Origin of the sequence: Rhodopseudomonas palustris HaA2 (genome assembly GCF_000013365.1) — a bacterium.
GTDB lineage: Bacteria > Pseudomonadota > Alphaproteobacteria > Rhizobiales > Xanthobacteraceae > Rhodopseudomonas > Rhodopseudomonas palustris_J.
On the sequence record NC_007778.1, the window covers coordinates 3,084,474 to 3,108,525 of the forward strand.

Below are 24,052 nucleotides of genomic sequence, written 5' to 3' on the forward strand. Positions count from 1 at the left end.
CCATGACGATTGCGACCGCCACCAGGGCGGCCCCTCGGCGTTTCCGGGATGTCCGGGTGCTCGAGGTCATTCGGACCGAATTGCTGACGCCGCGGATGCGGCGCGTGACGCTCGGCGGCGAAGAACTCGCGGGCTACAGCGACGGTCCCAACATCAAGCTGCTGGTGCCGCCGCCCGGCGTTGAGCCGGAATGGCCGATGGCCGGCGAGCGCGGCAAGCCGATCTGGCCGGCGCCCGACAAGTGCCCGGCGCTGCGCACCTACAGCCTGCGGCGTTACGATCCGGTGCGTGGCGAGATCGACGTCGATTTCGTCATGCATGGCCTCGGCGTGGCGTCACGCTGGGCGGCCCACGCCAAGCCCGGCGATCTGCTCGGCGTCGGCATTCCGGCCGGCCTCACCGTCGCAGCAGCCGACTGGTATCTGCTGGTCGGCGACCACACTGCGCTGCCGGCGATCGCGCGGATCATGGAGCAATTGCCGCCGACCGCGAAAGGCCGCGCCTTCATCGAGGTGCCGGATGCGTCCGACCAGCAGCCGATCGCCTGCCGCGCCGATATCGAGCTGACCTGGCTGCATCTCGACGGCACCTCGGCCGGTGAATCGACGCTGCTGGCGGATGCGGTGCTCGGCATGGACTGGCCGTCTCCGGAGAACGGCTTCGTCTGGATCGGCTGTGAATCCGCCACCGTCCGCAAACTTCGCGCCCATGTCCGCAAGGAGCGCGGCTTCGGCGCGCGGCAGGTGCTGGCGATCGGCTACTGGCGGCGCGGCATGAGCGAGCCCGCCTACGCCGACGCCTTCCACAACGATCGCGACGCGGAATATTTCGCGATGCTGAAGGAGCAGCATCACGGCGAGCCTCATGATCACGATCACGATCATGAGGAGCATGATCACGGCGGCCCTCCCGGCTGACGCGGGGGCCGGCCCGCCCGACCGACGCAGCGCGGGGGATCGCGCCACAAGACGCCGCCGGCGCCACATTGCATGGTCGCCGGCGGGCATTCATGCGCGGTCACATCAGCCGCGCGGCGTATCGTCGTGTCAGTTCTTGGGAGCCGCCTCGCCCGGCTCGCCCTTCGGTCCGGCGGCGCCGGCGGGACCGGCATCCCCCTTCGGGCCGGCAGCACCCGCGGGACCGGCCGGACCGGCCGCGCCCGTGTCGCCCTTCGGTCCGGCGGGGCCTGCGGGACCGGCGGGGCCAGCCGGTCCGGCCGGTCCCATCGCGCCGGCGGCGCCCGGTTCGCCCTTGGGACCACGCTGGCCGCAATTGGCGACCAGCCGGTCCTTCAGCGTTTCGGTGCCCGACTTCAGGTCGAGCTTGCAGGTCTCCGGCAAATACGACAGCGAGAACCGGAAGCGCCGCGACGACGAACTCTTGACCTTGTCGCCGGTCGCGACGACTTCGACCTCCTGATTGGGTTTGCTGGTCTTGCCGGTGATCACCAATTGGCCGCTGGTGATCGACAGCGTGTCGAGTTCGAGCGCCATCGCCGTGCCCGAAGTCATGACCAGAATCGCGGTCCCAACGAGAATGGATCGTCTTGCCATCAAGCGTACCCCCATGCGTGTTCGACCGGCGCATAGCGCCAACTGCGTTGCCAGGCCGGCGCGGCTCATCCGCGACCGCCGCTATCGAGGATAGCCGAACGCACGCGCCAGCATAGCCGTCCCTGCGCGACATTTTCGATACAGGCCGGAGTTCCGTGGATGATGCGGCAAACAGCGATGCCGGGTCGCGATCGGCGTTGCGAACAAAGCAGGAATCAGGGACCGTCGCGGCTTCATCCCGACAGGCGCTGATTCGTGTCTCTGCCCGCAACCTATCTCGACGGCCTCAATCCGGAGCAGCGTTGCGCCGTCGAGCACGGCGTGGGCCAGAGTTCCTGCCCGCCGCTGCTGGTAATTGCCGGCGCCGGCTCGGGCAAGACCAACACGCTGGCGCACCGCGTCGCGCATCTCGTCGTCAACGGCGCCGATCCGCACCGCATCCTGCTGATGACGTTTTCGCGGAGAGCCGCCGCCGAAATGACGCGCCGGGTCGAGCGTATCGCCCGCCGGGTGATGGGCGATGGTGCAGCGCGTGGCGGCGCGCTGAGCTGGGCCGGGACGTTTCACGGCATCGGCGCGCGGCTGCTGCGCGAACATGCCGAGCGCATCGGGCTCGATCCGGCGTTCACGATCCACGACCGCGAGGATTCCGCCGACCTGATGAATCTGGTCCGCCACGACCTCGGCTTCTCCAGGACCGAAAGCCGGTTTCCCACCAAGGCGACCTGCCTGTCGATCTACTCGCGCTGCGTCAATGCCGGCCAATCTCTCGATGTCGTGCTCGGCGCCAATTATCCGTGGTGCGCCGGCTGGTCCGCCGAGCTGAAGCAGCTGTTCGCCGGCTATGTCGAGGCGAAGCAGCGCCACAACGTGCTCGATTACGATGATCTGCTGCTGTACTGGGCGCAGACCATGACCGAGCCTTCGCTCGCCGCCGAGATCGGCGGCCGGTTCGACCATGTGCTGGTCGACGAATATCAAGACACCAACGCGCTGCAGGCGCAGGTGCTGCTCGGACTGAAGCCGGATGGCGGCGGCCTGACCGTGGTCGGCGACGACGCGCAATCGATCTATTCCTTCCGCGCCGCCACCGTGCGCAACATTCTCGATTTCCCGAAGGCGTTCAGCCCGCCTGCCCGGATCGTCACGCTCGACCGCAATTATCGCTCGACGCAGGCCATCCTCGGCGCCGCCAACGGCGTAATCGATCTCGCCGCCGAGCGCTTCACCAAGAATTTGTGGACCGACCGCGCGAGCGGATCGCCGCCGCAGCTCGTCGCGGTCCGCGACGAGGCCGATCAGGCGCGCTACATCACCGAGCGCGTGCTCGAGCATCGCGAGAGCGGCACCATTCTGAAGCAGCAGGCAGTGCTGTTCCGCACCTCGTCGCATTCGGCGCCGCTCGAACTCGAGCTGACGCGGCGCAACATTCCGTTCGTCAAATTCGGCGGCCTGAAGTTCCTCGACGCCGCCCACGTCAAGGACATGCTGGCGCTGCTGCGCTTCGTGCAGAACCCGCGCGACCGCGTCGCCGGCTTTCGCGTGCTGCTGCTGATGCAGGGAATCGGCCCGGCGTCGGCGCAGAAGACGCTGGACGCGATCACCGCCGCTGCCGATCCGCTGAAAGCCCTCGCCGCCCTGCCCGCGCCGCCGCGCGCGCCCGATTGGCGCGACTTCGTCGACGCGGTCGGCGAGCTGCGCGACGGCCGCGCCGGCGGCTGGCCGGCCGAGATCGAACGCGCGCGGCTGTGGTACGAACCGCATCTCGATCGCATCCACGACGATGCGGCGACGCGGCGCGCCGATCTGGTGCAACTGGCGCAGATCGCGTCCGGCTATCCGTCGCGCGAGCGTTTCCTCACCGAGCTGACGCTCGACCCGCCGGACGCGACGTCCGATCAGGCCGGCGTGCCGATGCGCGACGAGGACTATCTGATCCTGTCGACGATCCATTCCGCCAAGGGTCAGGAATGGAAGTCGGTGTTCGTGCTCAACGTCGTCGACGGCTGCATGCCGTCCGATCTCGGCACCGGCACTTCGGCCGAGATCGAGGAGGAGCGCCGCCTGCTCTATGTGGCGATGACGCGGGCCAAGGACGATCTGCATCTGGTGGTGCCGCAACGCTTCTTCACCCACGGCCAGAACGTGATGGGCGACCGCCACGTCTATGCGGCGCGCAGCCGGTTCATTCCCGATCGGCTGCTGAACCTGTTCGAGCGCGTGAGCTGGCCGCGGGTCGCGGCCTCGCCCGGCTATCCGACGCGACAGGCGCCGCCAATCGACATCGGCGCGCGGATGCGCGGGATGTGGCGATGAATCAGGCGGCGGCGCTCACGCCGCCACAGTGACCGCGCCGCCCAGCGCGTTGTCGACGATCACCGGACTGTCGAACCAGGAAATCACCGGCTCGGCGCCGTAGAGTTGCGCGACGCGCGCCCGCCATTCGCCGGCATAGACCTTTTCGGCGGCTTCGCGCGACTCCCACAGATACACGCCGCCGGCGGTGCTGCCGTCTTCGGAACGGATGTAGTACTTACGGATCAGCCCCGGCATCTTGTGATATTTCGGCGCGCTGCTGCGAAAGCGCTTGGCCGCCTCGTCCAGGCTGATCGGCTCCGACAGCGCGAACTGCACGATGGTCGTGATCATCGACACCTCCCGATTGGTTTGAACGCATGATAACGCGGCAGCCGCGCCGACGCTGCTCACTTTCCGCGAAAAGTGGGCTTGCGGCGATGCAAAAATGCGGCGACGCCTTCCCGGTGGTCCTCGCTCATGCCCGCGAGTGCGAACTGGTCGAGGTCCATGTGGCTGGCGAGATCGTCCAGCGCGTGCGCCAGCCGGTTGACGGTGAGCTTGGTCATCGCCACCGACATCGGCGGCTGCGCCGCGACCTTGTCGGCCAGCGCCATCGCTGCGGTGAACGCCTGCCCCGGCTCGGCCAGATGCTCGACCAGGCCCCATTCGTAGGCGTCGTCGGCACCGATCCGGTCGTCGGCGAGGATCACCGCCTGCTTGGTGCGCGCCGGGCCGATCAGATGCAGCATCCGCGGCACGCTCTGCCAGCTCATGTTCATGCCGAGGCCGATTTCCGGCACGCGCATATGCGCGTCGCGCGCCATCACCCGGAAATCCAGCGCCACCGCCAGCGCGACGCCGCCGCCGATGCAGAAGCCGTCGATCGCGCCGATGGTGATCTGTTCCATCTCCTGCCAGGCGCGCGTCAGCCGCGGGCCGAGCTTGAGGTGCCGGCGCAATGCGCCGAGATCCATCCCGGCGCGGCCCCGTCCTTCCGGGTCCTTGAGATCGAAGCCGGCGCTGAATGCCATAGCGTTGCCCGCAAGTACCACCACCGAGGTGGCGCCATCGTCTTCAAAGCTGCGCGCGGCGTCGGTCAATTGCCGCATCGCGTCCGGCGACAGCGCGTTGATGCCGTCGCCGCGGTCGAACCGCACCACGGCGACACGGCCCTCCGGCCCGAGCCCCCGCTCGATTGTCACGAACTGCCCCACGATGCCTCCCGAACTGCATTCTTGGTTGTCCGAAGGCTAGCAGCTTCCCGGCTCGACAGCGCAACATTTTCTAATCTATGTTGCGTCGCATGAGCGAACATCAGCACGGCCATTCGCACGATCATGATCACGACCACTCCGAGCTATCGGAGACGGAACTGCGCGTGCGCGCGCTCGAAACCATCCTGACCGAGAAGGGCTATGTCGACCCGGCCGCGCTCGACATCCTGATCGAGACCTATGAAACCAAGGTCGGGCCGCGCAACGGCGCGCGCGTCGTGGCGAAGGCCTGGACCGACCCCGCCTACCGCGCGCGGCTGCTGCAAGACGCGACCGCGGCGATCGCCGAACTCGGCTACACCGGCCGCCAGGGCGAGCATATCGTCGCCGTCGAGAACACGCCCGCGACGCACAATATGGTCGTGTGCACGCTGTGCTCCTGCTATCCGTGGCCGGTGCTCGGCCTGCCGCCGGTCTGGTACAAATCCGCGCCGTATCGCTCGCGCGCGGTGAAGGAGCCGCGCGCGGTGCTGGCCGATTTCGGCGTGACCCTGCCCGACGATACGGCGATCCGGGTGTGGGATTCGACCGCGGAGATCCGCTATCTGGTGATTCCGATGCGGCCCGACGGCACCGAAGGCTTCACCGAAGACCAACTGGCCGATCTGGTCACCCGCGACAGCATGATCGGCACCGGCGTGGCACAGCCACCGGCGGAGAATTCGTGATGGATGGCGCGCACGACATGGGCGGCATGGATGGTTTCGGCCCGGTGGTGCCGGAGGCGAACGAGCCGCTGTTTCACGCCGCATGGGAGCGCCGCGCCTTCGCGCTGACGCTGGCGATGGCGCGGCCCGGCGGCTGGAATCTCGACATGACGCGGTTCGCCCGCGAGAATCGATCGCCCTTGGACTATCTGTCGAAGAGCTACTACCAGATCTGGCTTGCCGGCCTCGAACGGCTGATGGCGGAACGTGGACTGGTCACGTCCGACGAGATCGCCGCCGCCCGGCCGCTGCATCCGCGCCGCGACGTCGCAGCACTGTCGGCGGACGATGCCGCGCCGATGCTGGCGCGCGGCGCGCCGACCGAACGTCCGGCGCCGGCGCCGGCTCATTTCGCGATCGGCGACCGCGTCCGCGCCAGGAACATCCACCCGCACACCCATACGCGGCTGCCGCGCTATGTCCGCGGCCATGTCGGCGTGGTCGAGCTGGTGCATGGCGCGCATATTTTTCCGGACAGCCACGCGCTGGGCGCCGGCGAACAGCCACAATGGCTCTACACCGTCACTTTCGACGGCCGCGAATTGTGGGGCGACGATTGCGATCCGTCGCTGCGGATCTCGGTCGACGCCTGGGAGAGCTATCTGGAGCCTGTGCGATGACGGCCGATGCCGCCGCGGTCGCGGCGCGGAGCGTGCCGGGCCTGCCGCGCGACGATGACGGCCCGGTGTTCCGCGAGCCCTGGGAAGCGCACGCCTTCGCGCTTGCCGTGACGCTGCATGCGCGCGGCCTGTTCACCTGGCCGGAATGGGCGGCCGCACTCGCCGACGAGATCACGCGCGCGCAGCAGCGTGGCGATCCGGACGATGGCCACACCTACTACCAGCACTGGCTCGCGACGCTGGAACGGCTGATCGCCGACAAGGGCGTCGCCAGCGCTGCGACGCAGGCGCGCTATCGCGACGCCTGGGATCACGCCGCCGACCGCACCCCGCACGGCCGGCCGATCATGTTGCAGCCGGACGATTTTGCCGCAACGCCGTGACAGCCGGTGGTCGCGATGCCCGCGACCACCGCGCGCGTCGAACCCGATTGCGGTGCAGGTCCCACATTCGGCGGATGTCTCGTTAACGCTGTCGATGCAAATTCATCCCGAATCTGAACCGGATCAACGATAAAGGTCGCCGCGCGCGCCATTGTATTGCATGGATCGGGCTTCCTCCGATCCGGTGGCCGTGCCGAGTTGACATCCGATGTTGCAGATCGAATCGTGTGAACGATCCATCGGATGGGCGGCGGCAGGCACGGAGCGGTACGTCGCCGAATGCACGCGCGACGTCGGCAGATTTCTCGCCCGCGCCGCCGCGCTCGGCCCGCAAGCGTCGGTGACGCCGTTTCAATCCGCGAACTGGCTGAGGCCCTGGCTGCAGGTGCTGGCGCCGTCGGCCGATGTCGAACCGCTGCTGATCACCGTCCGCGACAGCGTGCGCGGCGGGATCGCGATGCTGCTGCCCTTGGTGCTGCGGCGGTTCTACGGCGTGACGCTGGTCGAATTCGCCGATCTGTCCGTGTCCGACTACGGCTTTCCGCTGCTCGGCCCGGCGGCGCCGACGACGCCCGCCGCGGCCGCCGAAGCGTTCGAGGCGGCGATCGCGGCGATGCCGCCGGTCGATGTGATCCGGCTGTGTAATCTGCCACGCGTGGTCGGCGGCCAGGTCAATCCGCTGGCATTGCTGCCCGGGCTGTCGCCGGGTTCGGTGCGCAACGTGATGGCCCTGCCCGCCAGTTGGGACGACTACCTCGCCTCGCGCCCGCGCAAATTCCGCAAGGCGCTGCGCCAGCATCACCGCGCCTTCGACGCGCTCGGCGGCGTCTACACTCGAATGATCACCGACGACGCCGAGGCGAGCCGCCTGCTCGATCGGCTCGACCATTTTCAGCGGGCGCGGATCGCGGCGCGCGGCAAGCGCTTCGTGCTCGACCAGCCGGCCTATTCGAATTTCTATCGCGAGGTCTACGAAGGCGGCCTCGCGCACCGCTTCGCGATGCTGTCGGTGCTGGAATCCGGCGGCAGCATCGTCGCGCTGGCCTACAGCCTGCTGCATCAGCAAACCTGCACCACGGTGCGGCTCGCGCATCTCGGCGAGCAATGGAGCCGCTGCTCGCCCGGCATCGTGCTGGCGAGCGAGATCATCCGCTGGCTGATCGAAAACGGCGTGCGCAAATTCGATCTCGGCGCCGGCGGCTACGACTACAAGAAGCGGCTCGGCTGCGAGCCCGAGCAATTGTCGACGCTGGAAAGACCGATGAGCATCAAGGGCCGGATGGCGCTGTCGGCATGGACGACGTTCGCCGGCCGGCGCTCGCTGCTTCAGTCGCTCGCCAGCGCGTCGTAGACCAGCTTCTTGAACGCCGGCACGTCGCGCCCCCGCTGGCGCTCGGTCTGCTGCATCAGGATGGTGATCACCCCGAGTTTGGGATCGACGCCGAAATAGGTGCCGCTGCCACCGTCCCATTTCAACTCGCCGATCGAGCCCGGTGGCGGCGGCTTCGCTTCGCCGGGTTCAGTGCGCACCGCGAAGCCGTAGCCGAAACCGAAGCCGTCGCCGGGGAAATAGAAGTAGTCCCGTTCGACGCCCGTGCCCGGGCCGATGTGGTCGGTGGTCATCGCCTTGAACGCCGCGGGACTGAGGTAGCGCCGCCCGTCGAGTTCGCCGCCGTCCAGGATCATCCGGGCGAAGCGTGCATAGTCGGTGACGGTCGAGACCAGGCCGCCGCCGCCCGACTGCCATTCCGGATGGGCGCGGCGTTGGCGTTCGGAGTCGACCAGAACCGTGTCGTCCGGCAACGGCTCGGCCATTCGCGCCCGCTCGTCGTCGCTGTCGAGCACGAATTTAGTGCTGGTCATCCCGAGCGGATCGAAGATGCGTTGCTTCATGACCTGATACAGCGTCCGCCCGGTGACGATCTCGATGACCCGCCCGAGGACGTCGGTGGAATGGCCGTAGCGCCACAGCGTGCCGGGTTGCCGCGCCAGCGGCAGCCGCGCGATCCGCTCGGCGAACACCGCATTGTCGAACGCGCCGGCGAAGATGTTCGCGTCGTTGTAGGCCTGCCGGATCAGCTCGCCGCCGATATATTCGTAAGTAATCCCGGACGTGTGCCGCAACAGGTCCGCGATCGTCACCGGCCGGTCCGGGGCGACGCGTTCGAGCACCGGCTTGCCGTCGGCATCCACGGTTTCGATGCCGACCCGGACCCCGGCGAAGGCCGGAATGAATTTCGACACCGGATCGTCGAGCGACAGCTTGCCGTCGTCGATCAGCATCATCGCCACGACGCTGGTGATCGGCTTGGTCATCGAACGCAGCGCGAACATCGTGTCCGGCGTCATCGGGTCGCGCCGCGTCACGTCGCGCACGCCGAAGCAGCGCAGATAGGTCGGCTTGCCGCGCTGCGCGATCAGCACCACCGCGCCGGGCAGCCTGCCGGTGGCGATCTCCTGGTCGAAAAACGCGGTCACGCCGGCGAACCGCGCGGCGGCGGGCGACGGCGCATCGGGCCCGCAATCCACGGCGGCGGCCGGCGCGATCGACAGCCACAGCAGCGTCAGAGCAGCCGGCGCCAGGGTCCATCGTCGGGTGCGCATCGCTGTGCGCGGGGCATGTCGGGTGTCGGGCATCTCGCTCGCCGGTTCAATGGGTCGACCGACAATCGCGATCGGTGCGGCGAAGAGCTATCATACGCAGAGATGATCCGGATGACAGCGGCTTGGGTGCTATCCGGTCCGCGTCCGATACTCCCGCCATCCCCTGGCGCGCAACGCGCAGGCCGGACATTCGCCGCAGCCATAGCCCCAATCGTGCCGCTCGCCGCGTTCGCCGAGATAGCAGGTGTGCGAGTGCTCGCGGATCAGATCGACCAGCGCCGCGCCGCCGAGATCATGCGCGAGCTGCCAGGTCGCGGCCTTGTCGCGCCACATCAGCGGCGTATGCAGTTCGAAGTCGCGCGCCATGCCGAGGCTGATCGCGCCTTGCAGCGCCTTGATGGTATCGTCGCGACAATCCGGATAGCCGGAGTAATCGGTCTCGCACATCCCGCCGACGATGTCGGCGATGCCGCGGCGATAGGCCAGCGCGGCCGCAAACGTCAGAAAGATCAGGTTGCGGCCGGGCACGAAGGTGTTCGGAAGGCCGTCCGCCCCCATCGCGATTTCGACGTCGCGGGTCAGCGCGGTGTCGGAGATCGCGCTGAGCGTCGGGATCGCGAGCGTGTGGCTGTCGCCGAGCTTCGACGCCCATTCACTGCTGATCGCGCGAAACCCGTCGAGCAGCTTTGCCCGGCAATCGAGTTCGACGGCGTGGCGCTGGCCGTAGTCGAAGCCGATCATCTCGACCCGCGCAAAGCGCGACAGCGCCCAGGCGAGGCAGGTGGCGGAATCCTGCCCGCCGGAGAATAGCACCAGCGCGGTCTGGTCGGAAACTGGTTCGGTCATGCGCGTCGCTCTAGCACCGCGCGCCGCCGCCGCCAAATCAAAGCAATTTCGCTGGGACGCCGCGCCCTCTTGCGGCATAGGAAGCGGATCGCCTCACGCCCCGGACAGTGCCATGACCCCTTCCCGCGACATCTCCCGCCTGATCGAGATCATGGCCCGGCTCCGCACGCCCGAGACCGGCTGCCCGTGGGATCTGGAGCAGGATTTCGCCTCGATCGCGCCCTACACCATCGAGGAAGCCTTCGAGGTCGCCGAAGCGATCGCCCGCAACGACCTCGACGATCTGCGCGACGAGCTCGGCGACCTGCTGCTGCAGGTGGTGTTTCATTCCCGCATCGCCGAAGAGCGCGGCGCCTTCGCGTTCGGCGACGTGGTCGAAGCGGTGACCCGCAAGATGATCCGCCGCCATCCGCACGTGTTCGCCGACGCGCAGGGCAACATCGCGCCGTCGCATGTCGAGGGCGTGTGGGACCGGATCAAGGCCGAGGAAAAGGCCGAGCGCGCCGCGCGCCGCGGCCAGACCGAAGCGCTGCCGGCGTCCGTGCTGGCAGGCGTCAAGCCCGGGCAGCCGGCGCTGTCGCGGGCGATGGAACTGCAGCGCAAGGCCGCCAAGGTCGGCTTCGACTGGAACGACCCGCGCGAGGTGCTGAAGAAGATCCGCGAGGAAGCCGATGAGATCGAGGCCGCACTCGACAGCGGCGACAGCGACCATATCGCCGAGGAGACCGGCGACCTGATGTTCGCGCTGGTCAACCTCGCCCGCCACACCGGCGCCGATCCGGAGATGGCCCTGCGCGGCACCAATGCGAAATTCGAGCGCCGCTTCGGCCATATCGAGCGGGCGCTGGCGGCGCAGGGCAAGTCGCCGGACGCCGCCACGCTGGCCGAAATGGACGCTCTGTGGGACGAGGCCAAGCGCGCCGAGACGGGGCGCTGAGCCCACCGCAACCCAAAGATAAACCCGCCCCTGGTTCCTTTGAGGGCACCGGCATCCTATCTGTTGAGCTCGTGTCAACAGCAGAGGGGGCGGCGCTGGCGCCATGTTATCGGTAGAATTGGCAATCGTTGTGGGACTGATCGTCGCCAACGGATTGCTTTCGATGTCCGAGCTGGCGATTGTGTCGTCCCGCCCGGCCAGGCTGGCGCTGCTGGCTCAAAAAAAGGTCCGCGGCGCCCGGCAGGCGATGGTGCTGGCCGACGATCCCGGCAAGTTCCTGTCGACAGTCCAGATCGGCATCACGCTGGTCGGTGTGTTGTCCGGCGCGTTCTCGGGCGCGACGCTGGGCCAACGCCTGAGCGAATGGCTGGCCGAGCTCGCCGTTCCGTTTCCCGACATCATCGGCTTCGGCCTGGTGGTGACGCTGATCACCTATGCGACGTTGATCGTCGGCGAACTGGTGCCGAAGCAGGTCGCGCTGCGCGACCCCGAAGCCGTCGCCGTCAAGGTCGCCCCGGCGATGACGGTGATCGCCAAGGTGTCACGGCCGGTGGTGTTCATCCTCGATCTGTCCGGCAAGGCCATTCTGAAACTGCTGGGCCAGGGCGGCGCGGCGGAGGAGAAGATTTCCGAGGAAGAGATCCACAATCTGGTGATGGAAGCGGAAACCGCCGGCGTGCTCGAACCCGGCGAGCGCGAGATGATCGCCGGGGTGATGCGGCTCGGCGACCGGCCGGTCGGCGCGGTGATGACGCCGCGGCCGGAGGTGGATTCGGTCGATCTCGCCGATCCGCCCGAGACGATCCGCGAGGCTTTTCTCGGCAGCCCGCACTCCCGCCTGCCGGTGACCGACGGCAATCGCGACGACCCGATCGGGATCATCCAGGCCAAGGACATGCTCGAGGTCTATCTGCGCGGCGACAAGCCGGACCTGCGCGCGCTGGTGCGCGACGCGCCGGTGATTCCGTCGTCCGCCGACGCCCGCGACGTGCTCGCCACGCTGCGGAAATCGTCGGTGCACATGGCGCTGGTCTATGACGAGTTCGGCGCCTTCGAGGGCGTCGTCACCACCGCCGATATTCTCGAATCGATCGTCGGCGCGTTCGGGTCCGAGGACGGCCCGGCGGAGCCCGCCGCGGTGCGCCGCGAGGACGGCTCGTATCTGATCGCGGGCTGGATGCCGGTCGACGAATTCGGCGATCTGTTGCCGGTGCCGATCCCGGAGCACCGCGACTACCACACCGTCGCGGGCCTTATTTTGCAGCATTTCGGCGCGTTGCCGGCGGTCGGCGACCGATTCGACTATCAGGGCTGGCGAATCGAGATTCTCGACTTGGACGGGCGGCGGATCGACAAGATCATGGCGACGCGGAGCGCCGACGCGGAGACGGCGGCGTGACGACCCCGCCGATCGCCGGCACGGCCGACGGCCGCGCCCGGGCGCTGATCGCGGTGCGCGCGGCGCACACCGTGATCTGGGCGTTCTTCGCCAGTTCGATCGTGCTGATCCCGATCGCCACCCTGCTCGGCCAGCTCACCGCGGCGCTGTGGATGAGTCTGTTCGTCTGGGGCGAGGTGGTGGTGCTGTTGCTGAACGGGATGCGCTGCCCGCTGACCGCGGTGGCGGCGCGCTACACCGACGATCGCGCCGACAATTTCGACATCTGGCTGCCGCGCTGGCTGGCGCGGCACAACCAGCGGATCTTCGGCACGCTGTTCGCCGCGAGCCAGGTGCTGCTTGGGTACGCGCTGGTCACCTCCGGAGCCTGAAACGGCAACGGCCGCCCGGTTGCCCGGACGGCCGCGCAGGTCCCCACCCGCCGAAACCTCAGAACGGAATATCGTCGTCCATGTCGCTGCCGCGGCCGCCGCCGCTCGCCGCCACCGGCCGGCGCGGCGCGCTGCTGGACGGGCCGCTCGAGCCGAAATCGCCGCCCGACGAATCATCGCCTCCGTAGCCGCCGCCACCACCGCTGCCGGGGCGGCCATCGAGCATGGTCAGAACCGAGTTGAAGTTCTGCAGCACGACTTCGGTGCTGTACCGTTCGGCGCCGCTCTGATCGGTCCATTTGCGTGTCTGCAATTGGCCTTCGAGGTAAACCTTCGAGCCCTTCTTGAGGTACTGTTCGGCGATCTTGCACAGCCCCTCGCTGAAGATCACCACGCGGTGCCACTCGGTTTTTTCCTTGCGCTCGCCGGTGGCGCGGTCGCGCCAGCTTTCCGAGGTCGCGATCCGCAGATTGGCGATCGGTCGCCCGTCCTGCGTCCGCTTGATCTCCGGATCAGCGCCGAGATTCCCGATCAGGATCACCTTGTTCACGCTTCCCGCCATCGCCGTCTCCTTCGACTCGAAACCAACCACCGCGCAAGGCCCGGCCCGATGCGGCAACACGCACCCGACGCCTCGCTGTCCCTGTAGCGCTTACGCTGTCCGCCGCGCGCCGCCCATCCTCTGGCGGTGGTAAACACGGCGCCCGCCCCCGTTATCCACGGATCGCGCGATAATGTTCTATTTTTGTTCGCAGTAAAAGCGAGAATGCCCGAGACTCATGGGGATTCTGCGATGGCTATCCGGCGGCCGCGTGGCGCCGTGACCAAAATTGGTAATTCGGTGCGGGCGAAAGGCGAATTGTTGCTGATGAATCATCGTGTTCCGCGGCCACTTCGTCGCCGAGTGTTGCTTTTCGGAGACGGCTTTTTCTGCGGAACCGCGTATATTTCCCCCACTGAATGAGGCGCTCGCGCCGTCAGCATTTGCCGCAGGGGACTCGGCAGACGCAGACCGAGACGGACAATTGGGGGACATTGCGATGAAGAAATTTTTGCTGGGAAGCGTGGCTCTGATTGCGTTGGGTGCGGCGCCGGCGATGGCTGCCGATCTGGCCGCCCGTCCTTACACCAAGGCGCCGCCGCCGATGATCGTCGCGATCTACGACTGGTCGGGCTTCTACATCGGCGCCAACGGCGGCTGGGGCACCAGCCGCAAGAGCTGGGATTTCTACGCGCCCGGCGCCCTCCTGCTGAGCGAAGGTTCGCATGACGCCTCCGGCGCCACCGCCGGTGGCCAGGTCGGCTACAACTGGCAGATGGGCTCCTGGGTGTTCGGCGTCGAAGCGCAAGGCAACTGGGCCGACTTCAAGGGCTCGAACGTCACCTTGCTCGGCGGCCTGTTCGACAATCACAGCAAGGTCGAAGCCTTCGGCCTGTTCACCGGCCGCGTCGGCTACGCCTGGAACAACGCCCTGCTCTACGCCAAGGGCGGTGCCGCGGTCGTCAACGACAAGTACGAATTCGTTCGGCGCGCCGACGGCCTCGTGACCGGAACGGCTTCGGAGACCCGCTGGGGCGCGTCGGTCGGCGCCGGCCTCGAATACGGCTTCACGCCGAACTGGTCGTTCGCCGTCGAGTACAATCATCTGTTCCTCGACAAGAAGGACGTCACCTTCACCAACACCGCTGTCGAGCGCATCAAGCAGGACGCCGACATCGTCACCGCCCGCATCAACTATCGCTGGGGCGGCCCGGTCGTCGCGAAGTACTGAGCTTCGCCACATCGGTTGAGACACGAAAGGCTGGCCGCGCGCCGGCCTTTCTGCTGTTTGGACCCCCAAGCGTCGCCGGCCTGTCGGGTGGGCCCCGGCCGACACGGCGCGCGATCTCCGATCAGCGCGGAACGACGATAGCCGGACGGCGGTGACGATCCAGCCGCCAACAATCGGTTGATGACCGCGCCGCGGCTCTGGAAATTGCTTCCCGTTCTTCCTATGTTCCAGGCTCAGCCCAACAGGCGTCGGCCCGGATGAATCCGGCTGCGCGCCCCAACCTGCGCGACGTCGCGTCTGGACACCCTGCATGGACGAAGTGATCAAGGCGAAGCGCCAGCCGCCGCAACGGCCGTCGGTGGCTTCGAGCCGGACCGCCATCACCATTCGCGGCGCCCGCGAGCACAATCTCAAGAACGTCGACGTCGTCATCCCGCGCGACAAGCTCGCGGTGTTCACCGGCCTGTCCGGCTCCGGCAAATCCTCGCTGGCGTTCGACACCATCTATGCCGAGGGCCAGCGCCGCTACGTCGAATCGCTGTCGGCCTATGCGCGGCAGTTCCTCGAGATGATGCAGAAGCCGGACGTCGATCAGATCGACGGGCTGTCGCCGGCGATCTCGATCGAGCAGAAGACCACCTCGAAGAACCCGCGCTCCACGGTCGGCACCGTCACCGAGATCTACGACTACATGCGCCTGTTGTGGGCCCGCGTCGGCGTGCCCTATTCGCCCGCGACCGGGCTGCCGATCGAGAGCCAGACCGTGTCGCAGATGGTCGACCGGGTGCTGGCGCTGCCGGAGGGCACGCGGCTGTATCTGCTGGCGCCGGTGGTGCGCGGCCGCAAGGGCGAGTACCGCAAGGAACTCGCCGACTGGCTCAAGAAAGGCTTCCAGCGCGTCAAGATCGACGGCGCCTTCCACGAGCTCGCCGAAGCGCCGGTGCTCGACAAGAAATTCCCGCACGACATCGACGTCGTGGTCGACCGCATCGTGGTCCGCCCCGACATCGGCCAGCGCCTCGCCGAGAGTTTTGAAACCGCGCTGAAGCTCGCCGAAGGGCTGGCGGTGATCGAATATGCCGACGCGCCCGCCACGCCGCCGGCGGCAGCCGTCGAGCCCGGTCCGGACGAGCCCGGCGACAAGAAGAAAAAGGCCGACAAGAAGGTCGCCAAGATCCACGACAAGACCGGCGCCGAGCGCATCCTGTTCTCGGAGAAATTCGCCTGCCCGGTGTCCGGCTTCACCATTCCGGAAATCGAGCCGCGCCTGTTCTCGTTCAACAATCCCTACGGCGCCTGCCCGGAATGCGGCGGGCTCGGCATCGAGCAGCATATCGACGCCGATTTGGTCGTGCCCGACAAGGAGCTGACGCTGCGCAAGGGCGCGATTGCGCCGTGGGCGAAATCATCCTCGCCCTACTATCTGCAGACGCTGACCGCGCTGGCGAAGTTCTACAAATTCACGCTCGACACCAAATGGAAGGACCTGCCGAAGAAGGTCCAGACCGCGCTGCTGTTCGGCTCCGGCGACGACGAGATCAAATTCTCTTATGAAGACGGGGTGCGCTCCTACGACACCAAGAAGCCGTTCGAGGGCGTGGTGACCAATATCGAGCGCCGCTTCCGCGAGACCGAGAGCGAGTGGGCGCGCGAGGAGCTCGGGAAGTACTTCTCCGACGTGCCTTGCGAGGCCTGCCACGGCCATCGCCTCAAGCCCGAGGCGCTGTGCGTCAAGATCGGCGGCAAGCACATCGGAAACATCTCCGAACTCTCCGTGAAAGCCGCCGGCGAATGGTTCGAGGCGGTGCCGGCATCGCTCAACACCCAGCAGAACGAGATCGCCGTCCGCATCCTCAAGGAGATCCGCGACCGGCTGAGCTTCCTGCTCGACGTCGGCCTCAACTATCTGACGCTGGCGCGCGCCGCCGGCACGCTGTCGGGCGGCGAAAGCCAGCGCATCCGGCTCGCCTCGCAGATCGGAAGCGGCCTCACCGGCGTGCTCTACGTGCTCGACGAGCCGTCGATCGGCCTGCACCAGCGCGACAACGCCCGCCTGCTCGACACCCTGAAACGACTCCGCGACCTCGGCAACACCGTGATCGTGGTCGAGCATGACGAGGACGCGATCAGGCTGGCCGATTTCGTGCTCGATATCGGCCCCGGCGCCGGCGTCCATGGCGGCCACATCGTGGCGCAGGGCACGCCCGACGAGGTGATGGCCAATCCGAAATCGCTGACCGGCAAATATCTCACCGGCGAATTGTCGGTGCCGATTCCGGAGCGCCGGCCGCCGAACCATCGCCGCACCCTCAAGCTGGTCAACGCCCGCGGCAACAATCTCAAAAACGTCACCGCCGAAATTCCGCTCGGCCTGTTCACCTGCGTCACCGGCGTCTCCGGCGGCGGCAAGTCGACGCTGCTGATCGATACGTTCTACAAGGCGATCGCCCGCAAGCTGAACAACGCCTCCGAGCCGCCGGCGCCGCACGACCGCATCGAGGGCCTCGAGCACATCGACAAGATCATCGACATCGACCAGTCGCCGATCGGCCGCACCCCGCGCTCCAATCCTGCGACCTACACCGGCGCGTTCACGCCGATCCGCGAATGGTTCGCCGGCCTGCCCGAGTCCAAGGCGCGCGGCTACGAGCCGGGCCGCTTCTCCTTCAACGTCAAGGGCGGCCGCTGCGAGGCCTGCCAGGGCGACGGCGTCATCAAGATCGAGATGCACTTTTTGCCCGACGTCTACGTCACCTGCGATGTCTGCAAGGGCAAGCGCTACAACCGCGAAACGCTCGAAGTGCTGTTCAAGGGCAAGTCGATCGCCGACGTGCTCGACATGACGGTCGAGGAAGCCGCCGACTTCTTCAAGGCGGTGCCGCGCGTCCGCGAGACCTTCAAGACCCTGCACCGCGTCGGCCTCGACTACATCCATGTCGGCCAGCAGGCGACGACGCTCTCCGGCGGCGAAGCCCAGCGCGTCAAGCTCGCCAAGGAACTGAGCAAGCGCGCCACCGGCCGCACGCTTTATATTTTGGACGAGCCCACCACCGGCCTGCACTTCCACGACGTCGCCAAACTGCTCGAAGTGCTGCACGAGCTGGTGGCGCAGGGCAATACCGTGGTGGTGATCGAGCACAATCTCGAAGTCATCAAGACCGCCGACTGGGTCATCGACCTCGGCCCCGAAGGCGGCGACGGCGGCGGCGAAATCGTCGCCTGGGGCCCGCCGGAAGACATCGTCAAGGCACCGCGGAGCTACACCGGGAAGTTCCTGAAGCCGGTGCTGGAGAAGAAGGGGCCGGCGAAGGCGACGAAGCGGAAGACGGACGAGGCGGCGGAGTAAGGGCCGCACCAATGTTGTTCAAGCGAAGGCCATTTGATGCGTTCGTTCCATGCGGGCGACGTCAGCGACGTTTCGATGGCGGCGTTGAAAACGAAAAGCTGCGCTGCTGTCGAAGCCGCAATGTGTCGGTAGGACGAATGGTGTGCGGCGCCCCCCGATCGCCGCCGCGTGCCGTGACCACTTGCAGGTCCGGATTTTCGATCATCACGCCATGAATATCCTGCGTGTGCGCCGGCGTAGCCGTATAGATGCTGGCGTAAAAGTCAGCAACAGATACAGCGTCGCCGAACTCGGATACAAGGCGGGGAATGTCACCGTGCAATTGCGATTTGGCGCTGTCGCGGCCTTTCATGTCGAATAGGTACAGGCCGCCTTCGTGTTGCGGATCGTAAGCCAACATATGTAGGCCAGACCGCCCGTAGTGCGCTAACGTGCTGGCGTTGTCGTGCAGTACGTCGTTGTACTCCTGTCGCGCGCGATGCGACTTTGCAAAGTGCAACATCCAGTAGTTCCATCCGTTCGGATTGTGAATAGAAAACGGGCTAACATAGCTGGCGCATCGCTCGAACGCTTCAAACACAAGCCGCTCAGTAGCGCCAAGCCACGCTTGATTGTTCATCATTAGCCCGAGATTTGACACGCTGTCCGCGTCAACTCCAATCGGATTTAGGCGTGCGTTCAAAGCATTTGGATCAGTCTTTTTCAAGAACGAAATCAAGGCCTCAATGGCGAAAGTGTAGAAAATCTCAGGTGACGAAAACGACGCGATTATGTCGGTAAGCGTTTCGTGCGCTACGCGACTGTTGCCGCACTGATCCAGATTAAACAGAACGCTTTGCACTCGATTGTATTGCAGAAACTCACGTATCTCGGCGTAGACGTTTTCGAATTCCTGCTGCCGGTAGTGAACTTCAAGATGAAGACGTGGCTCACTTTCCTTAATCCCGGCGAGCAGAGGCGCGACGTGCTGCTTTAGGATTTCAATAGCGCCGGGATCGAAATCGTTGAAGATTAGTACACATTCTATATCTAATGGCGACATGCCTTCATTAGCGCGTCTCAGGTTCAGTTCGATTGAAGTGGCACGCAATTCCTCAATGAAGATCAACGGCGATCCCGATGCGCCACAATTGTAGACGCCGCCGCCAGCGAATCCATCAACTATTGCAAATCGGAACTTTGATTGCTGCGGAAGCTGGCAACGGACCCTAATGTAACGGGCAAAGTACTGTCGGATGATTTGGTGCTTGCGGCGCGAATGTTCTTCTAACGTCGCGCCATCTTTCCACGTGTAAGGCTTTGCAACCATAAATACCCCCGGCGACCGGGTCTAGGCTCCGATCGTTCGATCTAATGCTGGCATCCCATCCCAGTGTTGACCGCGATACTCGCGGCCGTTCGCCTTCTTGGATCGCCGCTTGTTATCTTTACCCCAAGTGCCCCACTGCTTAAAAAAGAAGGTGGTGTTGAAACGCTCACACTGTTCGTAAATTTCGTCGATCCATTCTTCGCGGATCGGTCTTGCGGAACGACCGCTTTCGCCACCCACAATCGCCCAATCAATTCCGCATAAATCAACCGCGCCGACCGATCCTATCAAGGGTTCGAACGACAAGAAACGGATTGCTGCTGGCACTGTGCGTAAGTGATCGATGCGATCTACAACAGCGCCATTCTCAACACTCGTCCCCAGCCATACGTTCGGGAGAACGGTAGCAAGGTGGGATCGCACGAAGGTGCTCATCCGCGCCGGGCGTTTTGTTAAGATCTGATAGTGATGACGCGGCGTGTCCCGCATCACATCCCATACCTTATTTATGAAGGCGTCGCTCACCCGTTCGTGGAATAGATCGCTCATCGAGTTGACGAAGATCTTCTTTGGCTTCCGCCACCGGTACGGGATTGCAAGCGCGTCGGCATCTTCGCGCACGACGCCATTCCAGATAACTCGTTTTGAACTTCTCCGCGTTAAGCCAGCGTATTTCGCAACCTGCATGGCTTGCAGGCGGCGAGCCATTTCCATCGCGTAACAGTTGGTGCAGCCCGCGCTTACGATCGTGCAGCCGACCACGGGGTTCCACGTGGCATCGGTCCATTCGATCTGTGTTTCAGCCATCGTTCGCCCCAGTGCAGCACTTATAGGAAAGTGACCAAAAATAGTTCACAATCCACAAAAATGCGGATTGACGCCATCACTCGCCAATTGGGCATCCCGCAGCAGGCTGTACCGTCTGGGAAGCTCCACTTCGATGAAGCGAGCGACATCTATAGATGCCGCGTGTGGCCCCGTCACACCCGAATTTGAATCGCCCTCCCGCCCCCACCCGTCTACACTCCCCCCATGACCCGCCTCACCGCCCTCACGCTCGCAATCACCCTCGCGCTGCTTCCCCTCGCCGCCTCGGCGGCTTCGCCCAAGAAGCACGCCAAGCGGGCACAGAGCAGCGGCCTGCCCGGCTATGTGCAGCCGCCGAGCAATTCGGTGCCGCTGTTCATGCAGAAGCTGTCCCGCCCGCAGCGGGCGATGCTGCGGCCGAAGCGGCCGTGGTACATCGATCCAACGCCGGAATATTATCGCTGGAACGGCGGCTGGTCCGGCGAATGGCGCTATCTCGGCCGGCCGGGCTTCTACCGCGGCCGCTACAATGGCGGCAGCTTCGGGCCTTGCTGGACGCAGACGCCGATCGGGCCGGTGTGGAATTGCGGCTGAGGCCGGTCCACAGTCTCTCAGTCGTCGGTGCGTAGCTCACGCATCCGCTTGCGCCGCCCGGATGTCGTCCGCCGTCAGCCGCGGATGCTCGGCGACGATTTGCGCGGTCGACAGTCCGGCGCCGAGTTTGCGCAGGATCAGTTCCACCGGGATGCGCGTGCCCCGCACGACCGGCTTGCCGCCCATCACTTCGGGATCGATCTGGATACGTTCGTGGCGCATGATATGGATTATAGCATAATTCATGGCGCCTGCCATGCACCGGCTGGAGCCTCGGCCGGACTTGCCCGACGCGGCCTTTGAGCCGGATCTCGCGCGAACCCCATTGCCTCCCCCGCCCCGCCCGGTCCAATACTCGCCTCATGACCTACGCCGAGCTGAAATCCTTCCTCCGCGAACTCTACGAAGGCGCCTCGCCGCGTGGGGTGGTGTTTCGCTATGGCGTGCTGGCGTTCGACATCGTCACGGTGCTGTTCATCATCGGCACCTCGTTCGTGCCGTCGAACGACATCGTCGAGACGCTGGACGTGGTGTTCGGCGCGCTGATCCTGGTCGATTTCGCCGCAAGGCTGCTGATCAGCCGGCACCGGATGAAGGATTTCACCCGGCTCGCGACCTGGACCGACATCGTGGCGATCGTGTCGTTTCTGGCGCCGCTGGCCGGCGAGGGCGGCGGCTTCCTGCGCATCCTGCGCACGCTGCGGCTGCTGCACGACTATCAGATGCTGTCGCGGCTGCGCAACGACAGCGACTTCTTCCGCCGCAACGAGGACGTCGTGATCGCCGTGACCAATCTGGCGGTGTTCATCTTCGTGATGACGGCGATCGTCTACGAGACCCAGCGCTCGCACAATCCGCAGATCGCCCACTACGCCGATGCGCTGTATTTCACCGTCACCGCGCTGACCACCACCGGCTTCGGCGATATCACGCTGCCGGGCACGCTCGGCCGGCTGATCAGCGTCGCCATCATGATCTTCGGCGTCACGCTGTTCTTCAATCTGGCGCGGGCGCTGATCAGCCCGAACAAGGTGCGCTTTCCCTGCCCGGTCTGCGGGCTGCAGCGCCACGATGCCGACGCAGTGCACTGCAAGGCCTGCGGCACCGTGCTGAACATTCCCGACGATGGGCTCACATAGGGCATGATCTTGTCCGAAAACCGGTCTCCACTTTTCGGGATCATGCGCGCGGATCAGCGCAGCCCGGTGCCCTTGCAACGCTGGCAGGTCACCACCTTGTCGCCCTTCTTCAGCGTGCCCTTGCCTTCGCAGTTCTTGCACTTCTGCTTCTTCTTGACATTGGGGCCCTTTTCATTGGCCATGGTGGTCTCCCGAGGCGGTTCGCCGATGCGGCGTCGATGGCTGCATAGCATCGTTCGCCGGATGCAGCGCGGGATATCGACAGGACACCGGGCTTGTGCGCTATAAGCGCGCCGCATCATTGTTCCGGGGTCGCCATGCTCAGCCGCCGCACGTTCCTGATCGCCACCGCTTCCCTCGCCGTTCCCGCCGCCGCGCTGGCGCAGGCCACGCCGCCGGCCAAGCCGCCGGCGAATGATCCGACGGCGCTGCTGACGAGGCTCTACACCGCCTCCTCCCCCGGCGGCAGCGATCTGGTCAACAGCCCGAAGAGTCGCGCGAAGATTCTGTCGAAATCCTTCGCCGCGCTGTGGACCAGGGCCGAGGCGAGAACGAAGGACGACATCGGGCCGGTCGATTTCGATCCGGTGAGCAATTCGCAGGACCCCGACATCAAGGCGTTCGCCATCAAGGTCGAGAAAGAGGACGACGCCAGCGCGACGCTCGCCGTCACCCTCACCGGCAGCCAGCCGCGCGACAAGGCGGAGGACGGCGTGATCCGCTACGACTTCGTCCGCGACGGCGGCCACTGGCGGATCGACGACATCCGCGGCGCGGTCGACGGCGAAGCGTGGTCGGTGCGCAAATTGCTGGCCGACTCGCTCAAGCGCTGACGGTATCGATCGAGGCAGCGCTGCGATCAGTTCACCGCAGCGCCGAGCCGCTTCAGCGAATCCCGCGCGGTCTGCAGGCCCGGCCGCAATTCCAGCGCCTTGCGGAAATCCGCGATCGCGCCGCTGCGGTCGCCGAGCCGCATCCTGGCCTGGGCGCGGTTGTTCCAGGAGAACACGTCGGCCGGATCGTAGCGTAGCGCCTTGTCGTAGTCGGCGAGGCCGCCCTTGTTGTCGCCCTGGTACAGCTTGATCAGCGCCCGATTGCGCCAGCCGCGGGCGTCCTCCGGCGCCAGCCGGATCGCCTCGCCGTAATCCGCGGCGGCGCGGTCGAGTTGCTCGGTGTCGCGATGGACATTGCCGCGATTGATGTAGGCGAGCACGTTGGGCCGCAAGGCGATCTCGGCGTCGAAATCCGCCAGCGCACGAGCCATGTCGCGCTGCTGATAGTAGATGTGGCCGCGATTGCCGTAAGCGACGGCGAGCCCCGGGTCCGCTGTGATCGCCGCGGAGAGGTCGTCCAGTGCGCGGTCGGGGTCGCGCCGGGCGAGCCAGATCATGGCGCGGTTGTTGTAGGCCAGCGCGAATTTCGCATCGAGCCTGATTGCTTCGTCGTAGTCGGCCAACGCGCGATCGCCCTCTCCCTTGAACGCATAGACCCGGCCCCGATTGTTGTAGGCGCAGGCGAATCCCGGATCGAGCCGCACCGCCGCTTCGAGATCGGCCATCGCCTCGTCGAGCTTGCGCTGTTCGGTCAGGCCGTGGCCCCGGTTGCAATACGCCGCCGCCAGCCGCCGGCCAGTTTCGGCGTTGGTCTCGATCACCGTGCTGCAGGCGGCGACGCGCTCCGCCGGAGAGCCCTGCAGTCCGACACAGCCTTTCCACGCGGCGTCCTCGGCCGCGGCACTTTGCGACAGCAACGCGAACAGCGCGACCGCCACGACATTCGACGAGACCATGTGAGATCGCATGTCGGTTTCCCTCGCGCCTGCGTTGACGGCTTTGTCGCAGGCTGCGCGGTTGCGGTTCACGGTGTCGCAACCGCGCCAAGGCGGCATCCGGAATGCCGACCTCAGGGATTGCCCGGATTGCGTCCGGCATTTCACTATGGCTTTAACGTCGGACCTTCGATTCACAGTGCGCGTCGATGCGAGGGCGAGCAGACAACGTCACGCCTGCCTTGACATCAAGGTTCGAGACTCCACCTGAAGGCCATCGACGCTGCTGCGGTGGCGGGTGAGATCATCGACCGTGATATCGCCT

At 65.8% G+C, this 24,052-nt stretch carries 25 protein-coding genes; 14 read left to right on the plus strand and 11 right to left on the minus strand.

What is annotated here, in order from left to right; all coding sequences use genetic code 11:
- Positions 1-2 precede the first annotated feature (2 nt).
- Positions 3-917, plus strand: coding sequence for a siderophore-interacting protein (locus RPB_RS13605; RefSeq protein WP_011441586.1), 915 nt, complete (start codon positions 3-5; stop codon positions 915-917).
- A gap of 129 nt (positions 918-1,046) precedes the next feature.
- On the opposite strand, the gene RPB_RS13610 is transcribed toward RPB_RS13605, so the two are convergent.
- Positions 1,047-1,511 (minus strand): collagen-like protein, encoded by a 465-nt coding sequence (locus RPB_RS13610; protein ID WP_245258223.1) that lies wholly within the window; start codon positions 1,509-1,511, stop codon positions 1,047-1,049.
- A 297-nt stretch (positions 1,512-1,808) separates the two neighbouring features.
- On the opposite strand from RPB_RS13610, the gene RPB_RS13615 reads away from it, so the two are divergent.
- Positions 1,809-3,869: an ATP-dependent helicase gene (locus RPB_RS13615; RefSeq protein WP_011441588.1), complete on the plus strand. Its 2,061-nt coding sequence runs from the start codon at positions 1,809-1,811 to the stop codon at positions 3,867-3,869.
- Between the two features lie 15 nt (positions 3,870-3,884).
- Here the strand turns inward: RPB_RS13615 and RPB_RS13620 are convergent, their stop codons facing one another.
- Entirely contained in the window at positions 3,885-4,202 is a 318-nt protein-coding gene (locus RPB_RS13620) for a YdhR family protein (RefSeq protein ID WP_041798247.1), read from the minus strand.
- A 56-nt stretch (positions 4,203-4,258) separates the two neighbouring features.
- Positions 4,259-5,065, minus strand: a complete 807-nt coding sequence (locus RPB_RS13625) for an enoyl-CoA hydratase/isomerase family protein (protein WP_011441590.1) — start codon at positions 5,063-5,065, stop codon at positions 4,259-4,261.
- Positions 5,066-5,154: 89 nt separating this feature from the next.
- Between RPB_RS13625 and nthA the strand changes: the two genes are divergently transcribed.
- The 4 genes from nthA (at position 5,155) to RPB_RS13645 (ending at position 8,186) form a co-directional block, all read left to right on the plus strand.
- The gene (gene nthA / locus RPB_RS13630; RefSeq protein ID WP_049824690.1) at positions 5,155-5,793 is read left to right on the plus strand and encodes a nitrile hydratase subunit alpha; all 639 of its coding nucleotides are present in this window, start codon (positions 5,155-5,157) and stop codon (positions 5,791-5,793) included.
- Positions 5,793-6,452 (plus strand): nitrile hydratase subunit beta, encoded by a 660-nt coding sequence (gene nthB / locus RPB_RS13635; RefSeq protein ID WP_011441592.1) that lies wholly within the window; start codon positions 5,793-5,795, stop codon positions 6,450-6,452. Before nthA ends, nthB begins: the two co-directional genes overlap by 1 nt.
- On the plus strand, positions 6,449-6,835 hold the full coding sequence (locus RPB_RS13640) for a nitrile hydratase accessory protein (protein ID WP_011441593.1): 387 nt from the start codon (positions 6,449-6,451) through the stop codon (positions 6,833-6,835). The genes nthB and RPB_RS13640 overlap by 4 nt, the downstream gene beginning before the upstream one ends.
- 208 nt (positions 6,836-7,043) lie before the next feature.
- A complete protein-coding gene (locus tag RPB_RS13645; RefSeq protein WP_011441594.1) occupies positions 7,044-8,186 on the plus strand; it encodes a GNAT family N-acetyltransferase in 1,143 nt (380 codons plus the stop codon).
- Here RPB_RS13645 and RPB_RS13650 read toward each other — a convergent pair.
- Together RPB_RS13650 and queC are read right to left on the minus strand one after the other, a co-directional pair.
- Positions 8,162-9,472 (minus strand): serine hydrolase domain-containing protein, encoded by a 1,311-nt coding sequence (locus RPB_RS13650; protein ID WP_011441595.1) that lies wholly within the window; start codon positions 9,470-9,472, stop codon positions 8,162-8,164. The two genes, RPB_RS13645 and RPB_RS13650, sit on opposite strands and share 25 nt — an antisense overlap.
- A 96-nt stretch (positions 9,473-9,568) precedes the next feature.
- Entirely contained in the window at positions 9,569-10,285 is a 717-nt protein-coding gene (gene queC, locus RPB_RS13655) for a 7-cyano-7-deazaguanine synthase QueC (RefSeq protein ID WP_011441596.1), read from the minus strand.
- Positions 10,286-10,397: 112 nt separating this feature from the next.
- Between queC and mazG the strand changes: the two genes are divergently transcribed.
- From mazG to RPB_RS13670, 3 genes are all read left to right on the plus strand, one after another.
- A complete protein-coding gene (mazG, locus tag RPB_RS13660) occupies positions 10,398-11,222 on the plus strand; it encodes a nucleoside triphosphate pyrophosphohydrolase (protein WP_011441597.1) in 825 nt (274 codons plus the stop codon).
- Between the two features lie 103 nt (positions 11,223-11,325).
- Entirely contained in the window at positions 11,326-12,621 is a 1,296-nt protein-coding gene (locus tag RPB_RS13665) for a hemolysin family protein (protein WP_011441598.1), read from the plus strand.
- A complete protein-coding gene (locus RPB_RS13670; protein ID WP_011441599.1) occupies positions 12,618-12,992 on the plus strand; it encodes a hypothetical protein in 375 nt (124 codons plus the stop codon). Before RPB_RS13665 ends, RPB_RS13670 begins: the two co-directional genes overlap by 4 nt.
- Before the next feature lie 58 nt (positions 12,993-13,050).
- Here RPB_RS13670 and RPB_RS13675 read toward each other — a convergent pair whose 3' ends face one another.
- Positions 13,051-13,554 (minus strand): single-stranded DNA-binding protein, encoded by a 504-nt coding sequence (locus RPB_RS13675; RefSeq protein ID WP_011441600.1) that lies wholly within the window; start codon positions 13,552-13,554, stop codon positions 13,051-13,053.
- A gap of 478 nt (positions 13,555-14,032) precedes the next feature.
- Between RPB_RS13675 and RPB_RS13680 the strand changes: the two genes are divergently transcribed.
- Positions 14,033-14,764: an outer membrane protein gene (locus RPB_RS13680; protein ID WP_011441601.1), complete on the plus strand. Its 732-nt coding sequence runs from the start codon at positions 14,033-14,035 to the stop codon at positions 14,762-14,764.
- A 310-nt stretch (positions 14,765-15,074) separates the two neighbouring features.
- Positions 15,075-18,110 (plus strand): excinuclease ABC subunit UvrA, encoded by a 3,036-nt coding sequence (gene uvrA, locus RPB_RS13685; RefSeq protein ID WP_011441602.1) that lies wholly within the window; start codon positions 15,075-15,077, stop codon positions 18,108-18,110.
- Positions 18,111-18,171: 61 nt separating this feature from the next.
- Here the strand turns inward: uvrA and RPB_RS13690 are convergent, their stop codons facing one another.
- Both RPB_RS13690 and RPB_RS13695 read right to left on the minus strand, forming a co-directional pair.
- Entirely contained in the window at positions 18,172-19,419 is a 1,248-nt protein-coding gene (locus RPB_RS13690) for a three-Cys-motif partner protein TcmP (RefSeq protein WP_011441603.1), read from the minus strand.
- 21 nt (positions 19,420-19,440) lie between these two features.
- Entirely contained in the window at positions 19,441-20,226 is a 786-nt protein-coding gene (locus RPB_RS13695) for a DUF5131 family protein (protein WP_011441604.1), read from the minus strand.
- A 225-nt stretch (positions 20,227-20,451) separates the two neighbouring features.
- On the opposite strand from RPB_RS13695, the gene RPB_RS13700 reads away from it, so the two are divergent.
- Positions 20,452-20,820 carry a hypothetical protein gene (locus tag RPB_RS13700; RefSeq protein WP_011441605.1) on the plus strand — a complete coding sequence of 123 codons (369 nt, stop codon included), beginning with the start codon at positions 20,452-20,454 and terminating at the stop codon, positions 20,818-20,820.
- 36 nt (positions 20,821-20,856) lie between these two features.
- On the opposite strand, the gene RPB_RS13705 is transcribed toward RPB_RS13700, so the two are convergent.
- Entirely contained in the window at positions 20,857-21,066 is a 210-nt protein-coding gene (locus RPB_RS13705) for a DUF433 domain-containing protein (protein ID WP_245258224.1), read from the minus strand.
- Between the two features lie 116 nt (positions 21,067-21,182).
- Between RPB_RS13705 and RPB_RS13710 the strand changes: the two genes are divergently transcribed.
- A complete protein-coding gene (locus RPB_RS13710) occupies positions 21,183-21,959 on the plus strand; it encodes an ion transporter (RefSeq protein WP_011441607.1) in 777 nt (258 codons plus the stop codon).
- Between the two features lie 53 nt (positions 21,960-22,012).
- Here the strand turns inward: RPB_RS13710 and RPB_RS25175 are convergent, their stop codons facing one another.
- Positions 22,013-22,141: a hypothetical protein gene (locus tag RPB_RS25175; protein ID WP_011441608.1), complete on the minus strand. Its 129-nt coding sequence runs from the start codon at positions 22,139-22,141 to the stop codon at positions 22,013-22,015.
- A gap of 135 nt (positions 22,142-22,276) precedes the next feature.
- Here RPB_RS25175 and RPB_RS13715 point away from each other — a divergent pair, with 135 nt between their 5' ends.
- On the plus strand, positions 22,277-22,792 hold the full coding sequence (locus RPB_RS13715; protein ID WP_011441609.1) for a DUF3828 domain-containing protein: 516 nt from the start codon (positions 22,277-22,279) through the stop codon (positions 22,790-22,792).
- A 26-nt stretch (positions 22,793-22,818) separates the two neighbouring features.
- On the opposite strand, the gene RPB_RS13720 is transcribed toward RPB_RS13715, so the two are convergent.
- Entirely contained in the window at positions 22,819-23,760 is a 942-nt protein-coding gene (locus RPB_RS13720) for a tetratricopeptide repeat protein (RefSeq protein ID WP_041798723.1), read from the minus strand.
- Between the last annotated feature and the right edge of the window lie 292 nt (positions 23,761-24,052).

Coding starts and splice junctions, on each gene's coding strand:
- RPB_RS13605 (WP_011441586.1), top strand. CDS start 3: ATGACGATTGCGACCGCCACCAGGGCGGCCCCTCGGCGTTTCCGGGAT.
- uvrA (WP_011441602.1), top strand. CDS start 15,075: ATGGACGAAGTGATCAAGGCGAAGCGCCAGCCGCCGCAACGGCCGTCG.
- RPB_RS13680 (WP_011441601.1), top strand. CDS start 14,033: ATGAAGAAATTTTTGCTGGGAAGCGTGGCTCTGATTGCGTTGGGTGCG.
- RPB_RS13610 (WP_245258223.1), bottom strand. CDS start 1,511: ATGACTTCGGGCACGGCGATGGCGCTCGAACTCGACACGCTGTCGATC.
- RPB_RS13700 (WP_011441605.1), top strand. CDS start 20,452: ATGACCCGCCTCACCGCCCTCACGCTCGCAATCACCCTCGCGCTGCTT.
- RPB_RS13720 (WP_041798723.1), bottom strand. CDS start 23,760: ATGCGATCTCACATGGTCTCGTCGAATGTCGTGGCGGTCGCGCTGTTC.
- RPB_RS13620 (WP_041798247.1), bottom strand. CDS start 4,202: ATGATCACGACCATCGTGCAGTTCGCGCTGTCGGAGCCGATCAGCCTG.
- RPB_RS13645 (WP_011441594.1), top strand. CDS start 7,044: ATGTTGCAGATCGAATCGTGTGAACGATCCATCGGATGGGCGGCGGCA.
- RPB_RS25175 (WP_011441608.1), bottom strand. CDS start 22,141: ATGGCCAATGAAAAGGGCCCCAATGTCAAGAAGAAGCAGAAGTGCAAG.
- nthA (WP_049824690.1), top strand. CDS start 5,155: ATGAGCGAACATCAGCACGGCCATTCGCACGATCATGATCACGACCAC.
- queC (WP_011441596.1), bottom strand. CDS start 10,285: ATGACCGAACCAGTTTCCGACCAGACCGCGCTGGTGCTATTCTCCGGC.
- nthB (WP_011441592.1), top strand. CDS start 5,793: ATGGATGGCGCGCACGACATGGGCGGCATGGATGGTTTCGGCCCGGTG.
- RPB_RS13710 (WP_011441607.1), top strand. CDS start 21,183: ATGACCTACGCCGAGCTGAAATCCTTCCTCCGCGAACTCTACGAAGGC.
- RPB_RS13665 (WP_011441598.1), top strand. CDS start 11,326: ATGTTATCGGTAGAATTGGCAATCGTTGTGGGACTGATCGTCGCCAAC.
- RPB_RS13640 (WP_011441593.1), top strand. CDS start 6,449: ATGACGGCCGATGCCGCCGCGGTCGCGGCGCGGAGCGTGCCGGGCCTG.
- RPB_RS13695 (WP_011441604.1), bottom strand. CDS start 20,226: ATGGCTGAAACACAGATCGAATGGACCGATGCCACGTGGAACCCCGTG.
- RPB_RS13690 (WP_011441603.1), bottom strand. CDS start 19,419: ATGGTTGCAAAGCCTTACACGTGGAAAGATGGCGCGACGTTAGAAGAA.
- RPB_RS13715 (WP_011441609.1), top strand. CDS start 22,277: ATGCTCAGCCGCCGCACGTTCCTGATCGCCACCGCTTCCCTCGCCGTT.
- RPB_RS13705 (WP_245258224.1), bottom strand. CDS start 21,066: ATGAATTATGCTATAATCCATATCATGCGCCACGAACGTATCCAGATC.
- RPB_RS13650 (WP_011441595.1), bottom strand. CDS start 9,472: ATGCCCGACACCCGACATGCCCCGCGCACAGCGATGCGCACCCGACGA.
- RPB_RS13675 (WP_011441600.1), bottom strand. CDS start 13,554: ATGGCGGGAAGCGTGAACAAGGTGATCCTGATCGGGAATCTCGGCGCT.
- mazG (WP_011441597.1), top strand. CDS start 10,398: ATGACCCCTTCCCGCGACATCTCCCGCCTGATCGAGATCATGGCCCGG.